This window comes from Acinetobacter sp. ANC 4470 (assembly GCF_002135335.1).
In the GTDB taxonomy this organism is placed as follows: Bacteria; Pseudomonadota; Gammaproteobacteria; order Pseudomonadales; family Moraxellaceae; genus Acinetobacter.
Window position 1 is genome coordinate 400,974 of record NZ_NEGC01000002.1, and the last position, 24,271, is coordinate 425,244.

At 39.6% G+C, this 24,271-nt stretch carries 19 protein-coding genes, 1 rRNA gene and 1 pseudogene; 10 read left to right on the forward strand and 11 right to left on the reverse strand.

Features of this window, described 5'->3' with window-relative positions; translation table 11 throughout:
• Positions 1–51: 51 nt before the first annotated feature.
• The 5 genes from parC to B9T25_RS05040 form a co-directional block, all read right to left on the reverse strand.
• Complete coding sequence (parC, locus tag B9T25_RS05020; RefSeq protein ID WP_086187372.1) at positions 52–2,271, reverse strand: DNA topoisomerase IV subunit A; 2,220 nt, start codon at positions 2,269–2,271, stop codon at positions 52–54.
• Positions 2,272–2,435: 164 nt separating this feature from the next.
• Positions 2,436–3,755, reverse strand: coding sequence for an MFS transporter (locus B9T25_RS05025; RefSeq protein WP_086187373.1), 1,320 nt, complete (start codon positions 3,753–3,755; stop codon positions 2,436–2,438).
• A gap of 136 nt (positions 3,756–3,891) precedes the next feature.
• On the reverse strand, positions 3,892–4,536 hold the full coding sequence (locus B9T25_RS05030) for a trimeric intracellular cation channel family protein (RefSeq protein WP_086187374.1): 645 nt from the start codon (positions 4,534–4,536) through the stop codon (positions 3,892–3,894).
• Positions 4,537–4,596: 60 nt separating this feature from the next.
• Positions 4,597–5,064: a YchJ family protein gene (locus B9T25_RS05035; RefSeq protein WP_086187375.1), complete on the reverse strand. Its 468-nt coding sequence runs from the start codon at positions 5,062–5,064 to the stop codon at positions 4,597–4,599.
• An 82-nt stretch (positions 5,065–5,146) separates the two neighbouring features.
• Complete coding sequence (locus B9T25_RS05040) at positions 5,147–6,724, reverse strand: TerC family protein (RefSeq protein WP_086187376.1); 1,578 nt, start codon at positions 6,722–6,724, stop codon at positions 5,147–5,149.
• Between the two features lie 337 nt (positions 6,725–7,061).
• On the opposite strand from B9T25_RS05040, the gene B9T25_RS05045 reads away from it, so the two are divergent.
• Positions 7,062–7,682: a TIGR00730 family Rossman fold protein gene (locus B9T25_RS05045; RefSeq protein WP_086187401.1), complete on the forward strand. Its 621-nt coding sequence runs from the start codon at positions 7,062–7,064 to the stop codon at positions 7,680–7,682.
• 63 nt (positions 7,683–7,745) lie between these two features.
• Here the strand turns inward: B9T25_RS05045 and B9T25_RS05050 are convergent, their stop codons facing one another.
• Together B9T25_RS05050 and B9T25_RS05055 are read right to left on the reverse strand one after the other, a co-directional pair.
• On the reverse strand, positions 7,746–8,711 hold the full coding sequence (locus B9T25_RS05050; protein WP_086187402.1) for a hypothetical protein: 966 nt from the start codon (positions 8,709–8,711) through the stop codon (positions 7,746–7,748).
• A 162-nt stretch (positions 8,712–8,873) separates the two neighbouring features.
• Positions 8,874–10,712: a choice-of-anchor I family protein gene (locus B9T25_RS05055; protein WP_086187377.1), complete on the reverse strand. Its 1,839-nt coding sequence runs from the start codon at positions 10,710–10,712 to the stop codon at positions 8,874–8,876.
• Positions 10,713–10,890: 178 nt separating this feature from the next.
• Here B9T25_RS05055 and mdtD point away from each other — a divergent pair, with 178 nt between their 5' ends.
• From mdtD to B9T25_RS05080, 5 genes are all read left to right on the forward strand, one after another.
• Positions 10,891–12,282 carry a multidrug transporter subunit MdtD gene (gene mdtD, locus B9T25_RS05060; RefSeq protein WP_086187378.1) on the forward strand — a complete coding sequence of 464 codons (1,392 nt, stop codon included), beginning with the start codon at positions 10,891–10,893 and terminating at the stop codon, positions 12,280–12,282.
• Positions 12,283–12,358: 76 nt separating this feature from the next.
• Positions 12,359–13,144 carry a GH25 family lysozyme gene (locus tag B9T25_RS05065; protein ID WP_171262721.1) on the forward strand — a complete coding sequence of 262 codons (786 nt, stop codon included), beginning with the start codon at positions 12,359–12,361 and terminating at the stop codon, positions 13,142–13,144.
• A 63-nt stretch (positions 13,145–13,207) separates the two neighbouring features.
• Positions 13,208–14,230 (forward strand): MBL fold metallo-hydrolase, encoded by a 1,023-nt coding sequence (locus B9T25_RS05070; protein WP_086187379.1) that lies wholly within the window; start codon positions 13,208–13,210, stop codon positions 14,228–14,230.
• A 50-nt stretch (positions 14,231–14,280) separates the two neighbouring features.
• Positions 14,281–15,345, forward strand: coding sequence for a DNA polymerase IV (gene dinB / locus B9T25_RS05075; RefSeq protein ID WP_086187380.1), 1,065 nt, complete (start codon positions 14,281–14,283; stop codon positions 15,343–15,345).
• Between the two features lie 702 nt (positions 15,346–16,047).
• Positions 16,048–16,407, forward strand: coding sequence for a RidA family protein (locus B9T25_RS05080; RefSeq protein ID WP_086187381.1), 360 nt, complete (start codon positions 16,048–16,050; stop codon positions 16,405–16,407).
• A 49-nt stretch (positions 16,408–16,456) separates the two neighbouring features.
• On the opposite strand, the gene B9T25_RS05085 is transcribed toward B9T25_RS05080, so the two are convergent.
• The 3 genes and pseudogenes from B9T25_RS05085 to B9T25_RS05095 form a co-directional block, all read right to left on the reverse strand.
• Positions 16,457–17,002 (reverse strand): DUF2726 domain-containing protein, encoded by a 546-nt coding sequence (locus tag B9T25_RS05085; protein ID WP_086187382.1) that lies wholly within the window; start codon positions 17,000–17,002, stop codon positions 16,457–16,459.
• Between the two features lie 339 nt (positions 17,003–17,341).
• On the reverse strand, positions 17,342–19,762 hold the full coding sequence (locus B9T25_RS05090) for a YgiQ family radical SAM protein (RefSeq protein ID WP_086187383.1): 2,421 nt from the start codon (positions 19,760–19,762) through the stop codon (positions 17,342–17,344).
• 141 nt (positions 19,763–19,903) lie between these two features.
• Positions 19,904–21,097: pseudogene (locus tag B9T25_RS05095) on the reverse strand (MFS transporter).
• A 481-nt stretch (positions 21,098–21,578) separates the two neighbouring features.
• Here B9T25_RS05095 and B9T25_RS05105 point away from each other — a divergent pair.
• The 4 genes from B9T25_RS05105 to B9T25_RS05120 all read left to right on the forward strand — a co-directional run bounded on the left by B9T25_RS05105 (position 21,579) and on the right by B9T25_RS05120 (position 23,960).
• On the forward strand, positions 21,579–21,938 hold the full coding sequence (locus tag B9T25_RS05105) for a hypothetical protein (RefSeq protein WP_086187385.1): 360 nt from the start codon (positions 21,579–21,581) through the stop codon (positions 21,936–21,938).
• Positions 21,939–22,005: 67 nt separating this feature from the next.
• Positions 22,006–22,977: a hypothetical protein gene (locus B9T25_RS05110; protein WP_086187386.1), complete on the forward strand. Its 972-nt coding sequence runs from the start codon at positions 22,006–22,008 to the stop codon at positions 22,975–22,977.
• Positions 22,978–22,991: 14 nt separating this feature from the next.
• The gene (locus B9T25_RS05115; RefSeq protein WP_086187387.1) at positions 22,992–23,528 is read left to right on the forward strand and encodes a GTP-binding protein; all 537 of its coding nucleotides are present in this window, start codon (positions 22,992–22,994) and stop codon (positions 23,526–23,528) included.
• 15 nt (positions 23,529–23,543) lie between these two features.
• Entirely contained in the window at positions 23,544–23,960 is a 417-nt protein-coding gene (locus B9T25_RS05120; protein WP_086187388.1) for a roadblock/LC7 domain-containing protein, read from the forward strand.
• Positions 23,961–24,067: 107 nt separating this feature from the next.
• Here the strand turns inward: B9T25_RS05120 and rrf are convergent.
• A 5S ribosomal RNA gene (rrf, locus tag B9T25_RS05125) occupies positions 24,068–24,182 on the reverse strand.
• Positions 24,183–24,271 lie beyond the last annotated feature (89 nt).

Here is a 24,271-nt window from a genome sequence, read left to right on the forward strand (position 1 = left end):
TTACACGAATACTCATCATATATAACGTATTTTGATCAATGGATGCTAGTTTTATCTTTGAATGAACAGTTTATTTGCTTTTTGATATCCTCGTGGTAAGAGTTGACCTTTCGTGGCTCTTTTACCAATATATCTTTGAAGATCATCACCTTTTAATTTTAATTGTTGCTGTCCTGCAACCACTTGAATTATTTCATTTAAAGACGTTAATGTCATGGACAAAATTTGTTCTTTGCCTTCAAGTTGTATCAATTTATTTCCTTTACCCTTGTTCAGCATTGGTAATTCTGACAAATCAATCAGCAATAAACGACCAGCGGTACTCAACATCGCCAAATGCGTATTGGCATCCACCGTTTGCAACGGTAATGCTTTAGCATCATCAGCTACAGTTAAGAACGCTTTACCCGCTTTAGCACTGGTATCGAGTTGTTTCGCATTCGACTTAAAGCCATAGCCTTTAGAACTCACTGCAATAATATCGTGCTCATCATCCTCGATTAAAATCTGGATAAAACCCACCCCATTTGCAGGTGCAAGTTTGGAGCTTAATGGCTCACCCAAACCCCGTGCCGATGGCAAACTCGCAATGGCCAGTGCATAACTGCGACCCGTTTCATCTAAAACATATACACGTTGATTTGATTTTCCTTGCGCATGACTTAAATATTGATCGCCGGCACGGAAATTGAGATTTTCAGCATCAATATCATGCCCTTTGGCAGAACGAATCCAACCTGCTTCAGACAAAACTACCGTCACAGGATCAGCAGGCAACATGTCTTGTTCATTGATGGCTTGCGCTTCTGTACGCTGTACGATTGGCGAACGACGATCATCGCCAAATTTTTTCGCATCATCCTTAAGTTCGGTGATGATTAAATTCTTTAATGATTCTGGATTGGCCAATTGTTCACGAATAATAGCAGCGCGCGCTTCTAGTTCTTCTTGTTCACGGCGAATTTCCATTTCTTCAAGTTTCGCCAAGTGACGTAACTTAAGTTCTAAAATGGCTTCAGCTTGAATGTCATCAATGCCGAAATGTGAAATCAGTTCTGCTTTCGGATGATCCTCTTCACGAATAATGCGAATAACAGTATCTAAATCCAAATAAGCAATCAGTAAACCTGCCAAGATATGCAGGCGTTTTTCAATTTTATTCAAATGATACTGTAGACGACGGGTCACGGTATTTTTACGAATTTCAATCCATTCCAATAAAATTCGACGAATCGATTTTACTTGTGGACGCGCATCCGCCCCAATCATGTTCATATTGACACGATAGCTCGATTCTAAATCAGTGGTTGCAAATAAGTGGCTCATCACCCCTTCTGCATCAATACGATTTGAACGCAACACAATCACTAAACGAGTCGGATTTTTATGATCGGACTCATCTCGAACATCGCTGACTAAAGGCAGTTTCTTGGCCTGCATTTGGTCGGCAATTTGAGTGATAATTTTTGAACCTGAAACCTGATATGGCAAGTCAGTAATCACGATTTCATTTTTTTCAATGGTATAAATCGCACGCATGCGATAACTACCACGACCAGTGGTTTGAATTTTTAATAAATCTTCCGCGGGGGTAATAATTTCAGCTTTGGTCGGTAAATCGGGTGCAGGAATATATTCTGCCACTTTTTCATCGGTTAAATTGGGGTTACGAATTAAAGCAATCGTGCCTTTAATCACTTCACGTAAATTATGTGGTGGAATGTCGGTTGCCATGCCCACGGCAATCCCTGTTGTACCATTGAGCAAAATATTCGGGACACGTGCAGGTAAATTGACCGGTTCTTTCATTGAACCATCAAAGTTATCCTGCCACTCACAAGTACCTTGACCCAATTCCGACAACAGCACTTCGCTATAAAGTGAAAGTTTGGCTTCGGTATAACGCATTGCTGCGAAAGATTTTGGATCATCGGGTGAGCCCCAGTTGCCCTGACCTTCAATAAAAGGGTAGCGATAACTAAAGGGCTGTGCCATCAGCACCATCGCTTCATAACAAGCAGAATCACCATGTGGATGATATTTACCCAGTACATCACCGACCGTACGGGCAGATTTTTTTGGCTTACCACTATTCTTTAAACCGAGCTCGCTCATTGCATACACAATACGACGTTGTACCGGCTTTAAACCATCGCTAATATGCGGTAATGCACGATCCATAATCACGTACATGGCATAATTGAGATAAGCTTGTTCGGTAAATTCTGCTACGGAACGATTTTCTGTGGCTTGATGCACAAGGCTGGTCATAAAAGCGTGAAATCCTAATTAATTCGTTTTTGTATCTACGTTGTTATGCTAAGTCGCAGGTGTTGTCTACACAAGGGGAGTCTCCCATACTGCGCGACAAATTGTGTCTTATGGCGTAAAAATATCCATTTTATAATGTGCAATCAACTAAAAATGCAGCAATTTTATAAACCCATCGATTCTAGCGTTTTACCTTTGGTTTCTTCCCCTAAGATTAAAATCACCAAAGCCACAGCCAATAATACGACAGTAAACATCATAAAGACCTGACTAAAACCATTCTCCATGATCATCATATGAGTGACCACCATCGGTGCAACAATTCCACCCATGCGGCCAATCGCAGAAGCCCAACCTGAACCAAAGGCACGAATATTGGTCGGATATTGTTCTGGAGTATAGGTATACAGTACGCCCCATGCCCCTAAATTAAAGAACGACATCAAACAGCCCCAGAGCATAATCATGTTCACTGTATCTGCTTGACCAAAGAAATAAGCGGCAACGGCACACATGCCAATAAAGCCTGCCAAGGTCGCTTTTCGCCCCAATTTCTCCACCAACCATGCAGCTGCAACATAACCTGGAAGCTGTGCCAAAATCATGATCAGCACATATTCAAAAGACTGCACAATGCTATAGCCTTGCTTTACCAACAAACTAGGTAGCCAAGTAAAAATGCCATAATAGGAATAAACAATACCAAACCAAATCAGCCATAACATTAAGGTACGGCGCGCAAATGCACCTGACCAAAGCTGACGAAAAGAAATATTTTGTTTTGCTGCAACAGGCTGCACTTCAATATAATCAATAACCTCAACACCGCACTGGCGTTCAAGCTGCTGCACCAATGCATGTGCTTCTTCAATACGTCCACGGTTAATCAAATACGGTACCGACTCTGGCACTTTTTTCAAAATCATAAATACATAAATAGCGGGTAAGCCGCCAATTAAAAAGGCGATCTGCCAGCCATAATTTGGAATCACAAAATAGGATACCAATGCGGCAACCAACCAACCTAAGCCCCAAAAACTTTCCAGTAAAACGATAAACCGTCCACGTACTTGAGCAGGAATATATTCACTAACCAAAGTCACAGCAACTGGAAGTTGTCCCCCCAAGCCTAAGCCAACAATAAAACGAAACAGCAATAACCAAGTTAAATTCGGTGCAAAAGCACATAAAGCTGTCGCAATACTATAAATCACTAGAGTCATTGCAAAAACGGTACGCCGTCCAATTCGATCTGCTAAGCCACCGGATAAAACAGCCCCTATCGCCATGCCAACAAAACCGATCGATACCACCCAACCTTTTTCCGTCGGTGTCATGTTCCATTCTTCAGCCATGCTGATCAAAATAAATGAAATAAGCCCAGTATCCATCGCATCGAACATCCAACCCAGTCCGATGACCCAGAGTAAGGTATAGTGAAATTTACCGATTGGTAAGCGTTGTACACGTGAGACTAAATCCATAATAAGCGCTCTGATTTGGTGAAAGAATGCATACTGCTTTCCCAACAGGATTTATAGTTGTACTTATTTTTATACGCTCATTTAAACAGGATGACTGCTTTATTTCATCAGTCATCTATCATTTTTATGCAAATAGTTATGACGCATCTTTAGAGGATGCAGATTGCTCATCATCATCTTTATAAATAAATTTCGGCATTTCCAAACCAAAATAGATGGCGATACAACGTAAAGAAAAACCGAAAATGAGGGTGGAAATGACGGTAACTTCTAGAGAAAAGCCGATCTCTTGACAGACCCAATAGCAAATTACGGAAACAAAGGAAATACTGGCATACAATTCACGGCGGAATACCAAGGGTACATCGTTACATAGGATATCTCGCAAGATACCACCAGACACCCCAGTCAACACGCCAGCAACCGCTGAAACAACAAAACCATGACCCATTTGCAGTGCGACTTGACAACCAATCACGGTAAAGCCAATCAACCCCATCGCATCTAAAATCAGAAAGATAGAACGTAAATGACGCATCCATTTGGCAATTAAAATCGTGACAAATGCAGCAGCACAGGTCAAAACTAAATATTCAGGATGTTTAACCCAAGTCAGCGGATAATGTCCGAGCAGTACGTCTCGAACCGAACCACCACCCAGTGCAGTGACGCAGGCAATCAGCGTTACACCAAACCAATCCATACTACGTCGACCTGCCGACAGTGCACCTGTCATCGCTTCAGCCGTAATCGCAACAATATAAATGACTAATAGTAACATTGCCCATCTTCCACTGAGGGTAATCGATGCGCGCTATTCTAAGGTAAATTTAAGCTAAAACTACAGATATTGTGCACAACATTGTTTAAATTTTTTGCCTGAACCACAAATGCAAGCTTGCTTCATGCTGATTTGCATCTCCGTGGTCGGATCAAGGAAATACCATGCCCCATCCTGTTGTACAAAATGAGAGACTTCATGATGCAGCTGTGCTTGTTTTCCATCATGGTAATAGGCTTTAAATTCTACCTGTGCATGATTTTTATCTATTTTTTCTTTAGCTTGAATGACTTCTAGTTTGAGCCATTGATTGGATTGACTCCAATCAGCAATTGCAACTTGATCCAAGAATTGTTGCTGCCCCATAGCTGTAGTTTTGACAATGTAATCAATCAGATGTTTAGCAAATGCACTATAACGTGAACGCATCAACTGTTCTGCACTTTGCGCCTTTTGCTGTCCCATATGCAATGGTTGGCAACACTCTATGTAATTCCCTCGCCCGCAAGGACAACTGCTTTCTGACATGAAATTTTCCCATAAAAATAGCCCGACTGTACGAGCTATTTTAATCTATCCGTATATTTTAAAATGATATAACGTCATTTAATTAATTTTCTGTACCTGTTTCCGCTTGCGGCATGATATGTACTTTATCAATTTTGTGACCATCCATCGTGACCACTTCAAAGATATAACCATCTGCTGCCAATTTTGCACCACTTTCGGGTAAACGCCCTAAATGGAATAAAATATAACCTGATAACGTTGAATATTGTTCAGACTCATCAACTAAATCACGTGCTAACAATAAGGAAACATGACGAATATCGGTAGACCCTTCTAGAATAAGCGTGCCATCTTCTAAACTTTCCGCGGCTGTTTCTAGTTCATCTTCATCGGGGAATTCACCTGCAATTGCCTCTAACACATCAATCGGCGTCGCAATACCTTCAATGGAACCATATTCATTTAACACAATCGCCATTTGCAGCGGTGCTTGGCGTAATTGCTCCATCACCATGAGCACTTGGGCATTTTCATGCACAATGACGGGTTCACGTAAGTGACGTTCAAAATTGAGTACACCCGTTTCGATGTATTCATTCATGATTTTATGCGTGAGTACGATCCCTGCAATATTGTCCAGTTCACCACGTGCAATAATTAAACGCGAATGGGTCATGCTCAAGAGTTGTTCTTTAATCGAAGCTTCATCTTCGTCTAAATCAAGCCATTCCAATTCAGGACGTGGTGTCATGACTGATTTCACTGGTCGTTCAGACAATCCAAGTACCCCTTGTACCATCACACTATGATAAGCACCATTTTCTTCATTAAACACTTCATCGGCAAAGGCACGTGTGGCCAGTACATCTTCAGACTCATTATTTTGTGATTCATTTTTTCCACCTAGCATACGCATCACGGCAGAGGCAGTACGATAACGTAAGTCCGTTGTAGTGACCAATTTTTCCTGATTGCGGCGCATGGTTTGATTGACAAACTCAACCACCACAGAGAAACCAATTGCAGCATATAAATAGCCTTTCGGGATATGGTAACCAAAACCTTCAACAATCAGTGAGAAACCAATCATCATTAAGAAACCGAGACATAAAATCACCACGGTTGGATGCTTATTAACGAAGTTCATGAGCGGTTTCGATGCCCACAGCATAATGCCAACGGCGATAATCACCGCAATCATCATGACGGAAAGATCTTTCACCATACCCACTGCGGTAATCACACTATCGAGCGAGAAAACAGCATCCAGCACCACAATTTGAACAATCACCATCCAAAAAGCGGCATGTACAGGATTTTCTTCTTTTTGCGGTTGAGTGCCTTCCAGTCGTTCATGCAGTTCCATGGTGCCTTTAAACAAAAGGAATACACCACCGAACAGTAGAATCAGATCACGACCAGAAAAAGCATGATCAAAAAGATGGAATAGCGGTTGAGTTAAGGTCACCACCCAAGCAATTGAAGCCAGCAAAATTAATCGCATCACCAAAGCTAAAACTAAGCCGATAATACGACCCGCATTGCGCTGATGAGGGGGAAGTTTTTCCGCCAAAATTGCGATGAAGACCAGATTGTCGATACCGAGAACAATTTCTAGAACCACTAAAGTTGCAAGACCAACCCATGCCGATGGATCTGACATCCATTCAAAGATCATTGGATGTACTCCTGCATACGATTGAGGACTGATTCTAGAGTCATGCTATTAAAATCAGTGCATGTTCTCTGAACATTATTCAGTATAATTTTTTCGTACGAATTGATATGTTCGGAGCGATGACAACCACTACCCATGTTGATTCATTTGTTGGAAAACAGATTTTTAGTATAACAAGATGAAGTAGAAATTCATCCTTTTTTCAATATACTGCGTTTTCCTACCACCAAATTTCAACAAATTTTTACCAAAGCTGTGCATTCCAAAGCAGGTGTGGTCATATTTTCTGCCTAAGCTAGAGCCTGAAAACATAAAGTGTTATGGTGAAAATATAATGATGAACAGTGTATTAAAAATGACTCCAAAACATAAAAATCCCACGCCTAAAACGACTCAAGCTTTAATTGCGCTCTATTGCGGTTCCCGTTCAGGAAATAAGCCTATTTATACAGAAAAAGCCATTGCTCTGGCTCAAGGTCTTGCTGATCTAGGTTTTGGACTGGTCTATGGCGGTGCAAGTATTGGTCTTATGGGACAAGTCGCCAATGCCGTTATACAACATGGTGGTCAAACTGTTGGGGTGATTCCTGAATTTATGCTTGATTATGAAATTGCACACCATCAACTCACTGAGTTGCACATTGTAAAAAATATGCATGAACGTAAGGCGATGATGGCGGATCGCGCCAGTGCTTTTGTGGCACTGCCAGGTGGCTTAGGCACGTTTGAAGAAATTTTAGAAGTCGCTACTTGGGGGCAGTTGAATCAACACCAAAAACCGATGATGCTATATAACGTAAACGGCTTCTATGACGCTTTAATTGCTCAGCTTGATCATGCCGTTGAAGAAGGGTTCTTACCGCCACAGCATCGGGCGAAATTAATTGTTTGTAATCATGCGGATCAAATTGTGAATGCAATTAAAAATCTAAACGCTCCAAAACACTTTGCCATTTAAATACATACCGTAACAACAAAAAAGCGAGCCCATGGCTCGCTTTTTTAAGGCATCAATATGCAATTAACCTGAGATGACTTTATAAAACCACGGTAAGGTAGTTGCTAAAACAATACTCATGATTAAGCCTACCATCAGCTTCATCGCATCCTTACTGACATTGCGCGAAGTTCGATATTTATTCACTTCAGCCAGATGCATAGACATGGCAAATTCACGACCTGCAAGTAAGCCCAAGAATACCCAAGTGGTACTCATTGGAATATTACTCCACTCTTTAAACACCAATAAAATGAGCGCGTAAATAAAATCGATAATGGTGGCTGAACGGATGTCTGCCACACCCGTTTTGGTGTCGATAATTTTTTGGATGGCTCCGCCACGTTGGTAGAAAATCATCCCCAATAAAATGACAAAAACCAAAATTGCAAAAATCAAAAATGCGAGCGGGACTTGACGTGGCACATAGACAAAAATATTGGCCAAATCTTGAATCAGCCATTGGCTCCATAAAAAAGCCGTAGATACCCACTGTAAACCAATCCAAATATGTGATGGTTTGTGATCACGCGTTTTGCTGAAATAAACCGAAATGCCTTTAATCACAAAACGATAGATAATAATTGCCACCACAAATGCAACGGCGTATCCCATCATCGACTTGGTCAGCATGGCTCCCAAACTGCTTGGCGAGAAAATGGTCAAAACTAAAAATGTAGTACTAACGGGGATCCCATACTTGGTCAACAAGATTAGCAATATAGGCGGAACAATATACAGCCAAGTAATCCCTGACTCAGGAAAAGGAATGGTTTCAAGACGACCATAAGATGCATCCCCTACCCCTGAAACCCACCAACCGTAAAACAAAACTACGCTTAAAATACTACTGGTATAAAGCCAAAGTAACCACCACGGACGATGAGCATTCGATGAAATAAAGGTACCTAATGTTTGTGGTACATCATTTCCGACTATTGAATAAGCAGCTAAACAGAAACCAACAATCATCAAAATTTCGATTGTCATAACAACAAAACCTTTTTCGCCAATGAAAGCCCCACCCAATACGACGAATGAGTTGTGCAAGATTATGACAGTTTTGTATCACTTTAATCACATCACAGTGATACGGTTTTGTTACACGACACAAAAAAAGAGCAACTTTGTGCTCTTTTTTCTCACTTTGAATTAGCTTAACTTCACTTGATAGATTGCAGTTGAACCACTTACTTCATTGCCCACCACCAAAAGTGGCTGTCCATTGGGTGAATCTTTCGCAGCAATAAAAATTAAACCTTCAGGTCCTAAATCCCCTTGTTTATTTGGTAGCTCAGTCATTTTTCGGTCATTAAAATATTGAACGAACTGTCCTTTTTTCGGCTGACTAATATCATAGACCATGATACCGCTTTGACGTTCAAGCCCAATAAATGCAAAAGTTTTATTGCCAATCTTGCCCAATGCAACGCCTTCAGGTTCAGGCCCTTTGTTGTCACTACGGTCATCAAACTTTGCTTCTTCATGATTGCTATTGAAATATTGCGGCATCATTTCCGCAACTTTTGCTTCAAATTCTTTGCCTGAGTCCCAGACTATTTTTTTCGAAAATGGATCAATAATACTGAATGAACGACCGCCATAAGCATATAGTTTGTCATAGGTCATCAGCCCCTTTTCATCGAGTAGTGGCAAACCAGTCAGTGCATCTTTTTTATAGCCTTGTGTCCAACTCATGGTTAAACGCCCCAATTGACTATCACTCATTAAGCTATTTAAGCAGCTATTCACATCGGATACAGCATGACAAAAAACTGATGGATCTAATTTTGCACCTTTTACATTTGGCGCAATCTGACGTAAATGTGCAGCATAATCACCATTATTTCTAAAACCTTTGCTATTAAATAAGTGCTTTACACGAATTTCTTCAGCATAGCCTGCGTTTAAATCATCACCTTTAAAATACTGATCCGCATCGACCAACCATTCACGTGCATCACCCTCATTGGCAGTCACCAAATAAGTTTGACCATTGACCTGATATTGCGCAATTGTATCGGGCATATACATCCCAAAAACACCCGACCATGCTTGAATATTAATGCCTAAATTTTTATCACTGGCATCAAAGGCATTTTCAGCTAAACCATGGTCTTTATAGCCGATCGGGAAAATATCGACGACTTCATCTTTCATTAAATCAATTTTAGCAATGGCATTGTTTTCTTGTAGCGTTGCCCATGCAGTTTTGCCATCTGTACTGATGGTAATGTATTCAGGTTCTAGATCTTGAGCAACCGTTGTCGTTGGAATACCTTGCGTTGTAATATTGGCATATTGCCGAGCATCAGGTCCAAAAATACGGACACCAGCTTCCAACAAGCTTTGCTTTTGCGAATTCCATGCGCTAAATCCTGCTGTTTTTACTAGAGGGCGTTGGATATTACTCACATCAATAATACTGATTGAGCCTTGAGGGTCAACGGCATATCCAGCACTCGGTTCACCTTCATTCGCCACCAAGACCTTCTTGCTGTCTGGTGTGAACACCAACATATCGGGCAATGCCCCAACCTCAACCTGACTAATAAAACTTAAGTCTTTGGCATTAAAGAAAGCAACTATGCCGTTGTCCGTTTTATTTTTAGCTTGCACTGCTAAAGCAACAATGCCCTGATGCACCGCAACACTATTCACGTCTGATTCCGCCAAATATGTACGTGCAGATAATTCCCCAATATGTACAGGCTTTTCAGGTTGTGTCATATCCAGTACATCGACCATGCCCTTTTTGGCATTCACCACAAATAGACGTTTGCTCGCAGCATCAAAAGCTGGAATTTCTGCCGCGCTAGCACCGAAAATGCCCGTTTCATAACCACCAATACGCACCAGTTCAATGCTATTCGGAGTTTTCTCCTCAACGACTGCTGGTGTCACAATAACTTCATTTTTCTGATCATCATTACACGCCACCATCCCCACCGAAAGTAAAGCAATCATCAGTGCCGAAAATTGTATCTTCATTATGCTTATCCATCATTTTTATTAAAATTGTGACCACGTTATAAGCACCATGTGTCAGCAGCATGACGGCTGCATTGCTGTTTTATTGCATTATTATGGCAAAATGAAAACAACGATTTAATACAACAACCTTTCTAGATTCATTTAAACTCTTTAGAAACCTCAGCTTCTTCAAAATATGAACGCCACGCCATCGCATCAAGCCTTACAACCTGAATTTAGACTGTTGGTCTTTTTAGTCTCGATTGGCTTTTTTATGCAGGCACTCGACACCACCATTGTAAATACAGCCATTCCGGCCATGGCAGCAAGCCTAGGGGAAGACCCATTACGCATGCACAGTGTCGTGGTGGCCTATGTGCTTTCTGTGGCTGCCTGTATTCCCTTAAGTGGCTGGTTAGCAGACCGTTTTGGTGTACGTAATATTTATTTTTCATCCATTATTATTTTTACCTTGGCCTCTTTGGGCTGCGTATTTTCACAAAGTTTAGAACAACTGTTATTTTTCCGTGTCATTCAAGGCATTGGCGGTGCTTTACTGCTTCCTGTCGGTCGTTTGGCGATGCTGAAAGTCATTCCACGCACACAATTTTTATCTGCCATGAGTCTGATGAGTCTGGCAGGTTTAATTGGTCCTCTCATTGGCCCTACTTTAGGCGGCTGGTTGGTTGAAGTTGCTACATGGCATTGGATTTTCTTGATTAATATCCCAATGGGACTATTAGGTGTAATTGTCACGTTTAAAGCCATGCCCAATGTCACCGAACCGACTGTACAAAAATTTGATTTTAGCGGCTTCCTGCTCTTGGTTATTGCCATGATTGGCATGTCCTTAGGCATTGAAAATTTCTCTAATCCACATAGCTCTGTTTGGCTCAGCATTGTACTGGTCATGGGAGGATTAATTGCAGTAGCAATCTATGCTTACCATGCCCACACCCATGAAAACGCCTTATTTCGTAGTAAATTATTTGAAAATAAAATCTATGCCATTGGTGTTTTAGGCAATTTTTTTGCGCGTTTGGGCGGTAATGCTCTGCCTTTTTTATTACCCTTGATGTTGCAAGTGGCATTTGGTTTTAGTCCATTGATCACAGGATTAATGATGATTCCCACAGTGCTCGGATCATTGGCATCAAAACCAATTATTCGACTGATTATTCAACGTTTTGGCTATCGCCACGTACTCTTGGTCAATACGGTTTTAGTCGGTGCCTGTATTGCCAGTTTGGCTTTAACCACAGCAGATACGCCACTTTGGCTACGCACTTTACATTTCTTTATTTTTGGCATATTAAATTCAATCCAATTTGTCTCCATGAATACTTTAACGCTGAAAGATTTACCTCAAGCTGATGCCAGCAGTGGCAACAGTTTTTTATCTATGATTATGATGCTCTCAATGAGTATTGGTGTGGCTTTGGCAGGTACTTTGGTCAATGTTTTCACTGCATATTACGGCAGCGCGCAGATCAGCCTTGCATTTCATAACACACTAATTTGTTTAGGCTGTATTAACATCATTACGGCTTACATTTTCTGGCATATTCCACGCGATACAGCCGTTTAAACAGATTTCAGAAACAACGTACTCTGAAGCTTCAGATCGCGTATCATATTCAAGGTTCATTATCGCAAAGACTGTTATGCCTAAAAAACGATTCGCCAAAAACAGCCTACAAAAGCTTTACGCCTCTTGCGTCGGCTTGGGGCTGATTTGTATTGCAATCGTGGTGTATGTTTTTGTCCTACATCATAATCCTGCCTCAGCACAGGAATATTCGGTCAAAGGCTTTGATGTTTCGCATCATCAGGGTGATATTCAATGGAAAAAAATATCGCCCCAAAAATTTCAATTTATCTATTTAAAAGCCACCGAAGGCGGTGATTTTAAAGATCGAAAGTTTCAGGAGAACTGGCTGCAAGCCCGTGAACATGGTTTTTTGGTGGGTGCATATCATTTTTATCGTTTATGCCGTGATGGCGAAATTCAAGCGCAAAACTTTATTGCCACCGTGCCCAATAAATCCGATGCACTGCCACCTGTGATTGATCTGGAGTATGACAGTAACTGCATTAATACCTATACCAAAGAACAACTGCTAAAAGAAATTCAGGTCATGCATGATCGACTGTATCAACACTATGGCAAACAACCGATTTTCTATATTTCCAAGTCATTTTATAACCTTATTTTAGCGGGACAATTTGCAAAAACACCGCTCTGGGTACGCGAATACCAAGGTAAACCCAATTTAAAAGGCAACCCAAAATGGCTGTTCTGGCAACACACCAACCAAGGCAGCATCAAAGGTATTACCAAAGTGGTTGATTTAAATATCTTTAATGGTGATCAGTCTGACTGGATCCATTTTTTGGAAAGAAATAAGATTGATCCTCATAAAAGTATTGAAAATTTACCGATAAAATAACAAGATTAGTCCTGCAAAAACGCAATAATAAAAACAAAACACAATGATAAAACAGGAAAATTGATGTCGATAAAAAAAGGAATTTTGATTTCTTTGGCGCTGTTTATGCTGTGCTTAGTCGCTGTGATCATTTTTTTACTACAGCCTTCAGGTCAAGTTGAAAATTTTGAAAAATGGCAATATCAAGCATCGAAGAAAATAGCTACACCCTCAACGCTAAGCGTGAAGTTTTTTGGTGTTTCCACCCTGCTTTTTGATGATGGAAAATCCCAGATCCTGATTGATGGTTTTTTTACTCGACCATCCCTGACCAAAGTGCTCTTTGAAAAAATCCACAGTCAGCCTGAATTGATTAAACACGTGATTCAGCACAATCAGTTACAACGTACACAAGCCATATTCGTTACCCATTCACATTATGATCACACACTTGATATCCCAATTTTGGCAGAACTTTTACCCAAAGCTAAAATTATTGGTTCCGCGAGTACATTAAATATTGCACGTGGTAACCCCTATGTTTTTGAACAACAATTAATCCAAATTGAACCATGGAAACCCATAACTTTTGCCAATTTTCGTGTGACTGCAATTCCCTCACGACACACACCGCCCACCGCAGTCAATAATGATTTAGGGGAGGAAATAACAGCTCCACTTCACTTACCCGCACGTTTTTCTGAGTTTAAAGAAGGTGGCAGTTTTGATTATTTAATCGAATATCAAGGCTATAAAATCTTGGTCAAAGCCAGTACTGGCACTGTTCCAGAGCAACTAAAAAACTTAAAGGTCGACACTTTATTTTTAGGTATTGCACAACTTTCACGCCAGTCTGAAGCATTCCAGCAAAACTATCTTGATCAAACTTTAAGAACCCTTCAACCCAAAGTGGTTGTCCCGATTCACTGGGATAACTTCTTTAAAGCGGCTGATCAGCCTTTAGAATTTTTGCCTTATTTGGCGGACAATAGCGAAAAAAGTTTAAATATTTTAATTCAGGCAGCTAAACAGCAGAACTCACAAGTGGTTTTACTCAGTCAAGCTGTGTCGTATCCTCTGACTCCAGCGCTACACTCCAAACCGTGAAAATGAGATACTCAACTTAACCTTATATTCAAAGCAGAATCTAGCGCTGCATGAGAAAAATCATTCACATCGATATGGATGCCTTTTATGCATCTGTCGAACTCAAAGACCGCCCTGATTTAAAAGACTTACCTGTGGTGATTTCCTCACACCATCCACGGGCGGTGATTGCAGCGGCATCCTACCCTGCACGCAAGTTCGGTTTACGCTCTGCTATGTCAATGTCACAAGCCAAAAAATTGTGCCCGCGAGTGGTGGTGATTGAACCTAATTTTGAAAAATATCGACATGTCTCTACTCAAATTCATCAGATTTTTCAGTGTTACACCCCCATCATCGAACCTTTGTCTTTAGATGAAGCGTATTTAGATGTGACTGAAAATTTAAAAAATATTCCAAGTGCAACGGAAATAGCCATGCAAATTCGGAACGATATTTTTCAAGTGACCGGTTTAACCGCATCTGCTGGCGTCGCACCAAATAAATTTTTAGCCAAAATTGCATCGGATTGGCATAAACCCAATGGCATCTGTGTGATTAAACCCAGTCAGGTGCAAAACTTCATTCAACATTTAGCGCTGAAAAAAATCCCCGGTGTCGGCAAAGTGACCCAAGACAAATTAAAGGCATTGCAACTAGAAACACTGGGTGATTTACAACAAATGGATGAAGCCATCTTGATTCAATATTTTGGTAAATATGGTCAACAGCTGTATTTATATGCTCAAGGCATTGATGAACGCCCAGTACAGACTGAACGTGAACGCCGACAAATTTCAAAAGAAACTACTTTTGATGACGATCTTATTTTGACTCAATGCCAAAGCTATTGGCCTCAACTGATTGAGCAAATTTGGACGAGCTTAGAGAAAAAAAAGCTTTCTGCACGCGGCGTTTCAGCCAAACTCAAACTGAAAAATTTCCAAGTTTTACAGCACAGTAAAAGTTTTAAACAGCCCTTACAAAATAAACAGCAATTAGAAGATGCGGTACAACAACTGCTGATTGAGATGCGAATTTCTGAACATGCTCAATTTCGCTTAATTGGTGTTGGGATCTACCAACTTTCCGAACAGCGAGATCAACCTCAGCTTTCACTTTGGTCAACACTTTGAGTAATTTTTAAACAAAAGAATAAAATTAGACCAATTGATTACCCATAACGCTTATTTTTACGGTACTCTATCGACGCGATACATTTATCCATGTAGTCGCGGAGATGCTAAAAATCACCTTTACTTTTAGCATACTGTCCTGTGATTGGCGTGACGATCAAATCCGAATATTACAGGGCAACTCTGTTATTAATCATGGAATTATTTCTTACGCATCTTCTGCGAATATCTTTTTTAAATCTCTAGAAATATCACGCCCCAAAGCCACTCTGCGTAGTTTCACTGCTACGAATCTCGATCATTCTCATCATCACACATACAAAAAAATATTTTAAATAAAAAATAACTATCTATGTATTTGGTGAACAAATTCGCCCTGAATGATGCACTCTAGAATCTAGACATCGATAAACAACTCTTCCGCAATATGCCCTTGATGCTTAATGCAATCAGTTGTTGCAATATTGCTCTTTTTGCATAGATTACAGATCACTTTGATTAGCAAAAAATGTGTATCATCGGTGATTTAATGGGTGTGTTCTCTGTCTTTATTGCATTAAATGTACAAAATACGTGGATAATTATTTCCTTAATGCTATTTTACTGACCAATATTGCGCATGCCGATTCTCATTTCACTGTTTGGTACTAAACCGATACGGCGGTCTAGGCAATAATGCCAAAAACACAGGATTCAAATTTTATGAGCGTTCAACGTCTACATATAGAAAAGCGTTATTGTGAAGTGGCTATTTCAGGAAATCTAGTACATTTAGCGGGTCAATTGGCCAACGATACTTCACTGGATATTAAGGCGCAAACGCAAGAAACACTCGATAATATTGACCGCTTATTGGCAGATGCAGGTACAGATAAAACACATATTTTATCTGTACTGATTTTTTTAAAAGATATAGAACAAGATTATGCAGCAATGAATGAAATATGGGATGCTTGGGTCGCTAAAGGTCATGCCCCTGCCCGAACCTGTGTTGAATCTAAGCTATATACACCTAAGGTTTTAGTTGAAATGACAGTTACGGCTGTGCGTATTTCAAATTAAATTGATAAAAAATAAGCATGATAAGTCTCTTTATTCATGCTTATTTTCATTAGCCTAAAATTCGGATTTTCTTTCGCCCCAACGTTGGATAAAAGTTATACTTCTTTGTATGGTCTTCTAGCGAAGTGTCTAACTGATTATAAGAAAATTTTTCAATCAGAAAATCTTGTCTCAACTGATTATATTCAGGCACATTTTCATAGCGAATCACACGATATCCTGCCAGTGCTAAAAGTGCATCTTGATATTGTGCATTCTGTCGACGCTTCAATACCGCGGGATCATCCAGTGCAATAATGGCAGTCACTTGATGATTTTCATCCAGCACCACAAAATCCGCCACCATATTCCGATACTTATGCCGTGTACGAGAATATTTCGTCGTCAATAAAGCATCAAATGAGACATGCGCTAAGATCGTGCTCTGTGGTAGTATTTCTTTAAGTCGAGCATATGTGATTTGTTGATTAATATTAAAAATAGCCCTTTGTTTTAAAGCACTATCTTGCTGTCTGGTACTATTCCCCAGACTTTTCCACGCCATAAACAGTGCACACAGTAGGATTAAACTCCCGATAAAAATGTACATCATCATTCTCTTAGTCCTTTAATTTTTTATAATCTTGCCGGTGTCACACCGATTGTTTGTTATGAAATTTAGTATACAGCCACTCTTTTTATTAAATATTTCAAGTAAACAAACTACATTTAATAATGACAAAATCATTATAAAAACAAACAAAAAATTGCACTTCTTTTAGATTCATCATCGGTGTCTAATTCAATATTCATAGACCTTAAAAGAGTGTATATCAAGCTCCAGCGCTGATTCAATAAGACTATTAGCTATTGTCCTACAATTCCGACGAACTGTTTTATTTTTCTTATTGGTAAAAAAAGGATGCCTGAGCATCCTTCTTCATTCTAATCGAAATTAAACTTTCGATTTTGGCTTAGATTTGCCCTTTGGCTTTGTACCACCAAACGGTTTTTTCGTATCCCCAGTTTCACGTGGAGGCAACCCTGTATGCTGAGTCAAAATCTGCCCTCGTTCAGGGCGTTTTTTGGTATTTGACGGACGCGATTGATTCGTTTCCTGATTACTTCGAGTCACATTATCAGCACTTCGTTTTTGTGAGTCGCCCGCAACCGTCGAGTTCTTTTTACGTGCCGATTGGTATTGCCCTTCTGTTCCCACAGGTTGGTAGGTTGGAATCAAATGCTGTTTCGAGTTACCAATTAAATCCGCACGCCCCATTTCCTTCAATGCTTCACGCAGTAATGGCCAGTTATTTGAATCGTGGTAACGTAAGAATGCTTTATGAATACGACGACGTTTATCACCTTTCACAATATCGACATTTTCGGTATAACGCGCCACTTTTGCCAGTGGGTTTTTACCAGTGTGATACATAGTGGTTGCTGTTGCCATCGGTGATGGATAGAAAGTCTGTACTTGGTCAGCACGAAAACCATTCTTTTTCAACCAAATCGCCAGATTCATCATGTCATATTCGGTCGTACCCGGATGTGCCGCGATGAAATAAGGAATGAGGTATTGTTCTTTTCCTGCTTCTTTACTAAAACGATCAAACATCTGTTTAAAGCGGTCATAAGCACCTATACCGGGTTTCATCATCTTGGATAATGGCCCTTTTTCGGTATGCTCAGGGGCAATTTTTAAATAACCACCGACATGATGCTGTACCAGTTCTTTCACGTATTCAGGGTTTAACACAGCCAAGTCATAACGCAGACCTGAACCAATCAGGATTTTTTTAATGCCTTTTAAGGCACGTGCTTTACGATACAACTGGGTTAACGGTGCATGATCTGTATGTAAGTTCTGACACACGCCTGGGAATACACAGGATGGTTTACGACAGTTTTTTTCAATTTCAGGATCTTTACACTGCAAACGATACATGTTTGCCGTTGGCCCACCCAAGTCCGAAATGATGCCAGTAAAGCCCGGTGCGGTATCACGAATTTTTTCCACTTCACGCAGAATTGATTCTTCTGAACGATTCTGAATAATACGACCTTCATGTTCGGTAATTGAACAGAACGTACAACCACCAAAACAGCCGCGCATGATATTCACAGAGAATTTAATCATGTCAAAGGCTGGGAAACGTGCTTCAGCATACGCTGGATGTGGCAAACGTGCATAAGGCAAGTCAAACACGTAATCCATTTCTTCCGTGGTTAACGGAATCGGTGGTGCATTAAGCCAAACATCACGTTCACCATGCTTTTGTACCATGGCACGTGCATTACCTGGATTGGTTTCCAAATGCAAAATACGATTGGCATGTGCATACAGCACTGGATCTTCTGACACTTCTTCAAAGGCAGGTAAACGAATCACAGCCAACTCACGTGGCGGTAATTTATGTTTAATCGCTTTCGATGGTGCAAGTTGTAGCTGAACAATTTGTGTATCTGCATCCAGATTATCGCCTTCGCGGATAACAGGATTGGCAACCGGTTCTTTTTGGAAATTTTGGTATTGGGTTAAAGAATTACCCTTATCTTTTTCAATTTCACAACCATCTAAATCTTCAGTCATCACATAAGGATTGATGATCGGGTCGACACGACCAATGGCATCAACATCATTCGATGCAATTTCCACAAATTTGGCTTTAGATGGACGGTTTAATTTATTAACGATAAATGCAGTGCCACGAACATCAGTAATTTCGTGAATTTTTTCGCCGCGTGCTAAACGATGCATCACTTCAGTGATTGAACGCTCACCGTTACCGTACATCAATAAATCTGCTTTTGAGTCCATCAATACTGAGCGACGGACTTTATCTGACCAATAGTCATAGTGCGCAATACGACGCAAAGAGGCTTCAATTCCTCCTAACAATACAGGCACATCAGGGTAAGCTTCACGCACACGTTGGCAATACACAGTTGCTGCGCGGTCTGGACGTTTATTCGGTTGATTATCGGGTGAATAAGCATCATCAGAACGGATTTTACGGTCAGCCGTATAACGGTTGATCATCGAATCCATGTTACCTGCTGTTACACCCCAAGCGATATTTGGCTTACCCAAAACGCGGAATGCTTCAGCATTGGTCCAGTCAGGTTGCGCAATAATTCCGACACGGAAGCCTTGTGCTTCTAAAGTACGACCAATAATGCCCGAACAAAAGGATGGATGGTCGATATAAGCATCGCCACAGACCAAAATAAAGTCACAACTGTCCCAACCGAGTTGATCCATCTCCTCACGTGACATCGGCAAAAATGGTGCGGGTTCAAAACACGACGCCCAATATTTGTCGTAATCAAACAACGCAGTAGGCGCTGTTTGAGCAGTATAAGCAGTAGACATGGTTATTTATCTCGATTGGCAGATGGCGATCGGGAGAGATCTAAGATGAAAGCCGATCATTTTACCATGAATTCCATTCATCTTGCTTGATTAAAAAACATACTAAAACAGTGGCTTAAATTTTTAATTTTCCGTCAGATATCAAGATGATCGATAACGTAATTGTAAGGCAAAAAATAGTCCCAACATCAACACAGCACTCGTAAACAAGCTTAAGCCATTCCAACCAAAATTTCCCCAAATGAGCCCACTACTACTGCCCAACAAACTGGATCCCATATAATAGCTAAACAAATATAAAGATGAGCCTACCGCACGATATTGCAAGGATTGCACTGAAACCCAACTACTAGACGTCGAATGTGCTGCGAAAAATGCAAATGTAAAGATAATCAGACCAAATAGCACCAGCCAAATCGAAGGAATAAGCATAATCCACAGTCCGAGTAGCATCATGATTAGCATTACAGGAAGAACTCGGTCACGACCAAACCGTTGCCCCCAACTGGCAGCCCGCGGTGAACTATAGATTCCAGCCAGATAGGCAATCGAAATCAAACCAATCCATGTCTGTGACAGCTCAAAAGGTTGTTCTAATAAATGGTAGCTCATGTAATTAAATACAGTCACAAAGCAGCCCATTAAAATAAAACCTTCGGCAAACAGAAGACGAAGTTTAGGGTCAGCTAAATTTTTCTTAAACGATTCTTTAAAACGGGAAAATTGAAAAGGATAAGCTTTAAAATGCTTAGAGGCAGGCAATATCATATAAAAAGTCACCGCAATGACTAAATTAAGTACACCAATAATCAGCGTTGCTATTTGCCAAGAAATGAAGTCAACCAGTACACCGGCAATGACACGCCCGCCCATTCCCCCCAATCGCTATACCCGAATATACAATCCCATGGCAAAGCCCACATCTTTTTCTGCAATTTTCTCACCAATATAAGTCATCGCAACAGCCGCAACGCCACTAACGGCTGCCCCAATCAATACTCAAGTCGCTAAAAATATCTACCAAACAGGAAATAATGAACTAAGAATTAATAAGCTTGCTGCTAAAGACAATGCCCAAACCATAATCCGTTTACGACCAAAACAATCTGAAATTAACCCAGTAAAAAGTAATCCTACAGCCAAAGCAACGGTAGAAAATGATAAAGGAAAACTGCTATGTGTCGGTGAAACTGCAAAAAATTGAGCAAAAATCGGCTGTACACAATACAGTGATGAAAATGAGGCAAAACCTGCTAAGAATAATGAATATAAAATTGCTAAAAAAGGTTTGGAACCATACTCAATATAGGTGGGTATTGAACCTGAATCAGATATAAAAACTCCTTATGCCAGATGAGTATACGCTTGATTATTTTATTTATAGAAAAACCATGTATCACTTTTTCAAACAGAAATTTTTTATGAGCCTCCTCTAGGCGATCTAGCCAGAATATCCATATACTTATGGATTCAATCCTCCAGCGATCCATAATTAATTAATCAGAGTACAAGTTTAATCACACCAAGTTAGAAATAAAAAATGAATCAGAAAAATGCATAATATTTATTAAATTTCGAAACATAACCGATATAATTTATATATAAAATAAAAACCAAAAATAATGATTAAGAAAACAACAAAATTAATATTTTTTACATATTAATTAATAGCTAAAACAAAATGTATAAAAAACAACCACCAAAAACATAGTAATATTTGGCAATTGCTATGCTGGATAAAATATCTGATTATAAAGAATAGGTTAACGTTACTAATAAAACCTATTCTATTTCATTATTATAAACGGGGAAAATCATGGCTAAAGTATCTTTAGAAAGTCTAACAGAGATTGACGGTTTTATTGCCTCTGCACTTGTAGATAGCGAAAGTGGTTTAGCACTTGCAACTCAAGGCAATAGCGGTATTGATTTAGAATTAGCAGCAGCAGGCAATACAGAAGTAATACGTGCAAAACGTAAAGTTGCCAAAGCGCTTAATCTATCTGACTCTATTGAAGATGTTCTAATTACATTGGGTAAACAATATCACCTTATTCGCCCATTAGAGTCGAATGACTCATTATTTTTATATTTGGTTTTAGATCGTAATAAAGCAAATTTAGCGATGGCTCGCCATGAGCTTAAAGGTTTTGAAAAAGAATTAGATTTCTCTTAATAACCTTAGAGACTATTTTAACTTTCAAAATAGTCTCTATAAATAAATCGATGATGAAAGGCCTATTGTGAAAAAAAATATTAATATATCAATATTTGGTTTAAATCTAAGCACCATTAATGAACTAAAAACAATTGTCGATAATATTTTAGGAGCCGATTACTCAATCTATTGGACAAATATTGCAGATACCAATTTACAAGTATTACTTATCAACCATGATTTTTTTGATTTACCCAATATTAAAAAAATAAAGAAAGATAATTTATTTGTTTTAAAAGTATCAAACAACCTAGATTTAGCAGGTCAAATTCAAGAACAAAATTTATACTTACCATTAATCGATCAATTACCACTCAGGAATTGGTTATTTAATACCGTAATTCCATCTTTATTTCCCACCAGTACAACAACATATATCTCTAAAAATGAGCATACGAACAAAATTCACTATACTCATTTTCAGAATATCTTGCTTCAATTAAAGCAAGAAAATAACAAGAGCAAGTTGCTCCTGTTAGATGACAACATTCAAATTGCACTGATTGACCCCTTAGCCAATAGCATCTGGATCGATCCAAATTTTAAGAAAAATACTCATAAAATATTCCAACTGGTACATGCCGACTTAAACTCAATCGTTCATTTTCGTCATAAACATACCGTACAAGACCTTCAATCTGGTTTATGGCAATGGATTTGGGATCATTTAAGTGGTGAAACACCGATTTATCATGGTTGTTATCGCCTCAAGCATTGGCCTCAACCTGCTGCAAATGCCGAACGTAAAGATATTCTCAAGCTTTCTGCTTATTTTCAGCAAGGCAATTCCATTGAGTATATCCAGCAACAGCTTGAGATTAGCCCCGATTTTATTCAACGCTATCTCTTTATTTCAAATATTTTAAATATTATTGAAGAAATTTCAGCACATAAAACACAGCAATATTTAAATCAAAATATCGAAAGTAAAAATGCAGAAAATACATCAAGTGTACGGAACTTTTTCAGTAGATTACGTAAAAAACTCAGCATTTAAGGACATTTGATTTAATGATTTTACAACACTATAAAATAGTATTTGCAGGAACAATGGGCGCAGGTAAAAGCGCTGCAATTCAAACAATATCAGATATTAACGTCCTAAGTACAGAAGCCTTAAACACCGATACGGCATCTCATCATAAAGCCTTGACCACAGTCGGCATCGATTATGGTGAAATTACCTTAGAAGATGATATTAAAGTGGGGCTTTATGGTACGCCAGGTCAGGAACGTTTTAATTTCATTTGGTCTATGATCTGTAAAGGTGCATTGGGTACAATTATCCTGATTGATCATAGTGTCCATAATCCAATTCAGCAACTCAATGAATATTTAGAAAGTTTTAAGCAGATGAGTAACAATATTGTGATTGGTATCACTCATCTTGATATAAAAACAGAAAATACCACCGCGATCTATCGAGAGTGGGCTGTACAACAATCTACGACTTATCCACTTTTCTTTATTGATGCCCGCGTAAAAGATGATGTACTTTTACTGCTTGAATCCCTCATTGCAAATGCCGAAATCCAAATAACATATTAACTTAAGACTTATTCTATGCTCCAACAACGCTCCGCACCCGACTCACTAATTCACATCGCACACCAACAAATTAAAGATATATTGACCAATGTCACTGGTGTTGAATATGTCATGGTTTGTTCATCCGATGGTTTTGAACTTACTTCTGCTTATAAAAAAAATGTAGAAAATACAGGGAAATTAGCTGCTGTCAGCAGTTCAATTCTCGCCATGGTTCAAGCCTTTCTAAGTGAAATTAATCTATATGGCTGTCAAAGCATCACTTTAGATGCTAAAAATGGTAAAGCCTTCCTGAGTGCTGTACCTAACAAGAACTACCCGATGCTTATTGTTGCCTTAACCTCTCAGGAGGTTTTACTCGGACAGCTACTTTTTTCGCTTAAAAGATGTTCTGAGAAGATTTTAGAAGCGGATACACACTACAGCTCTTAATAATGGGGTATTGAAAGGCTCTAAAAGAGCCTTTTCTTTTGATTTATTCTTTAGCCCCATAAAAAAACACCCCAACTGGTTAGAGTTGGGGTGTTTTAGGAATAATGAGCTGGCGATGACTTACTCTCACATGGGTAACCCCACACTACCATCAGCGCGAAGAGGTTTCACTTCTGAGTTCGGGAAGGGATCAGGTGGTTCACTCTTGCTATTGTCGCCAGCACAACTGTTTATGGATACTTGCTTGGGTCTTATTTATTCACTTTTCAGTGTATGCCTTCGCTTTTTCCAAATGAGTTATTAACAGATTA

Coding starts and splice junctions, on each gene's coding strand:
- parC (WP_086187372.1), bottom strand. CDS start 2,271: ATGACCAGCCTTGTGCATCAAGCCACAGAAAATCGTTCCGTAGCAGAA.
- B9T25_RS05025 (WP_086187373.1), bottom strand. CDS start 3,755: ATGGATTTAGTCTCACGTGTACAACGCTTACCAATCGGTAAATTTCAC.
- B9T25_RS05030 (WP_086187374.1), bottom strand. CDS start 4,536: ATGTTACTATTAGTCATTTATATTGTTGCGATTACGGCTGAAGCGATG.
- B9T25_RS05035 (WP_086187375.1), bottom strand. CDS start 5,064: ATGTCAGAAAGCAGTTGTCCTTGCGGGCGAGGGAATTACATAGAGTGT.
- B9T25_RS05040 (WP_086187376.1), bottom strand. CDS start 6,724: ATGATCTTTGAATGGATGTCAGATCCATCGGCATGGGTTGGTCTTGCA.
- B9T25_RS05045 (WP_086187401.1), top strand. CDS start 7,062: ATGAACAGTGTATTAAAAATGACTCCAAAACATAAAAATCCCACGCCT.
- B9T25_RS05050 (WP_086187402.1), bottom strand. CDS start 8,711: ATGACAATCGAAATTTTGATGATTGTTGGTTTCTGTTTAGCTGCTTAT.
- B9T25_RS05055 (WP_086187377.1), bottom strand. CDS start 10,712: ATGAAGATACAATTTTCGGCACTGATGATTGCTTTACTTTCGGTGGGG.
- mdtD (WP_086187378.1), top strand. CDS start 10,891: ATGAACGCCACGCCATCGCATCAAGCCTTACAACCTGAATTTAGACTG.
- B9T25_RS05065 (WP_171262721.1), top strand. CDS start 12,359: ATGCCTAAAAAACGATTCGCCAAAAACAGCCTACAAAAGCTTTACGCC.
- B9T25_RS05070 (WP_086187379.1), top strand. CDS start 13,208: ATGTCGATAAAAAAAGGAATTTTGATTTCTTTGGCGCTGTTTATGCTG.
- dinB (WP_086187380.1), top strand. CDS start 14,281: ATGAGAAAAATCATTCACATCGATATGGATGCCTTTTATGCATCTGTC.
- B9T25_RS05080 (WP_086187381.1), top strand. CDS start 16,048: ATGAGCGTTCAACGTCTACATATAGAAAAGCGTTATTGTGAAGTGGCT.
- B9T25_RS05085 (WP_086187382.1), bottom strand. CDS start 17,002: ATGATGATGTACATTTTTATCGGGAGTTTAATCCTACTGTGTGCACTG.
- B9T25_RS05090 (WP_086187383.1), bottom strand. CDS start 19,762: ATGTCTACTGCTTATACTGCTCAAACAGCGCCTACTGCGTTGTTTGAT.
- B9T25_RS05105 (WP_086187385.1), top strand. CDS start 21,579: ATGGCTAAAGTATCTTTAGAAAGTCTAACAGAGATTGACGGTTTTATT.
- B9T25_RS05115 (WP_086187387.1), top strand. CDS start 22,992: ATGATTTTACAACACTATAAAATAGTATTTGCAGGAACAATGGGCGCA.
- B9T25_RS05120 (WP_086187388.1), top strand. CDS start 23,544: ATGCTCCAACAACGCTCCGCACCCGACTCACTAATTCACATCGCACAC.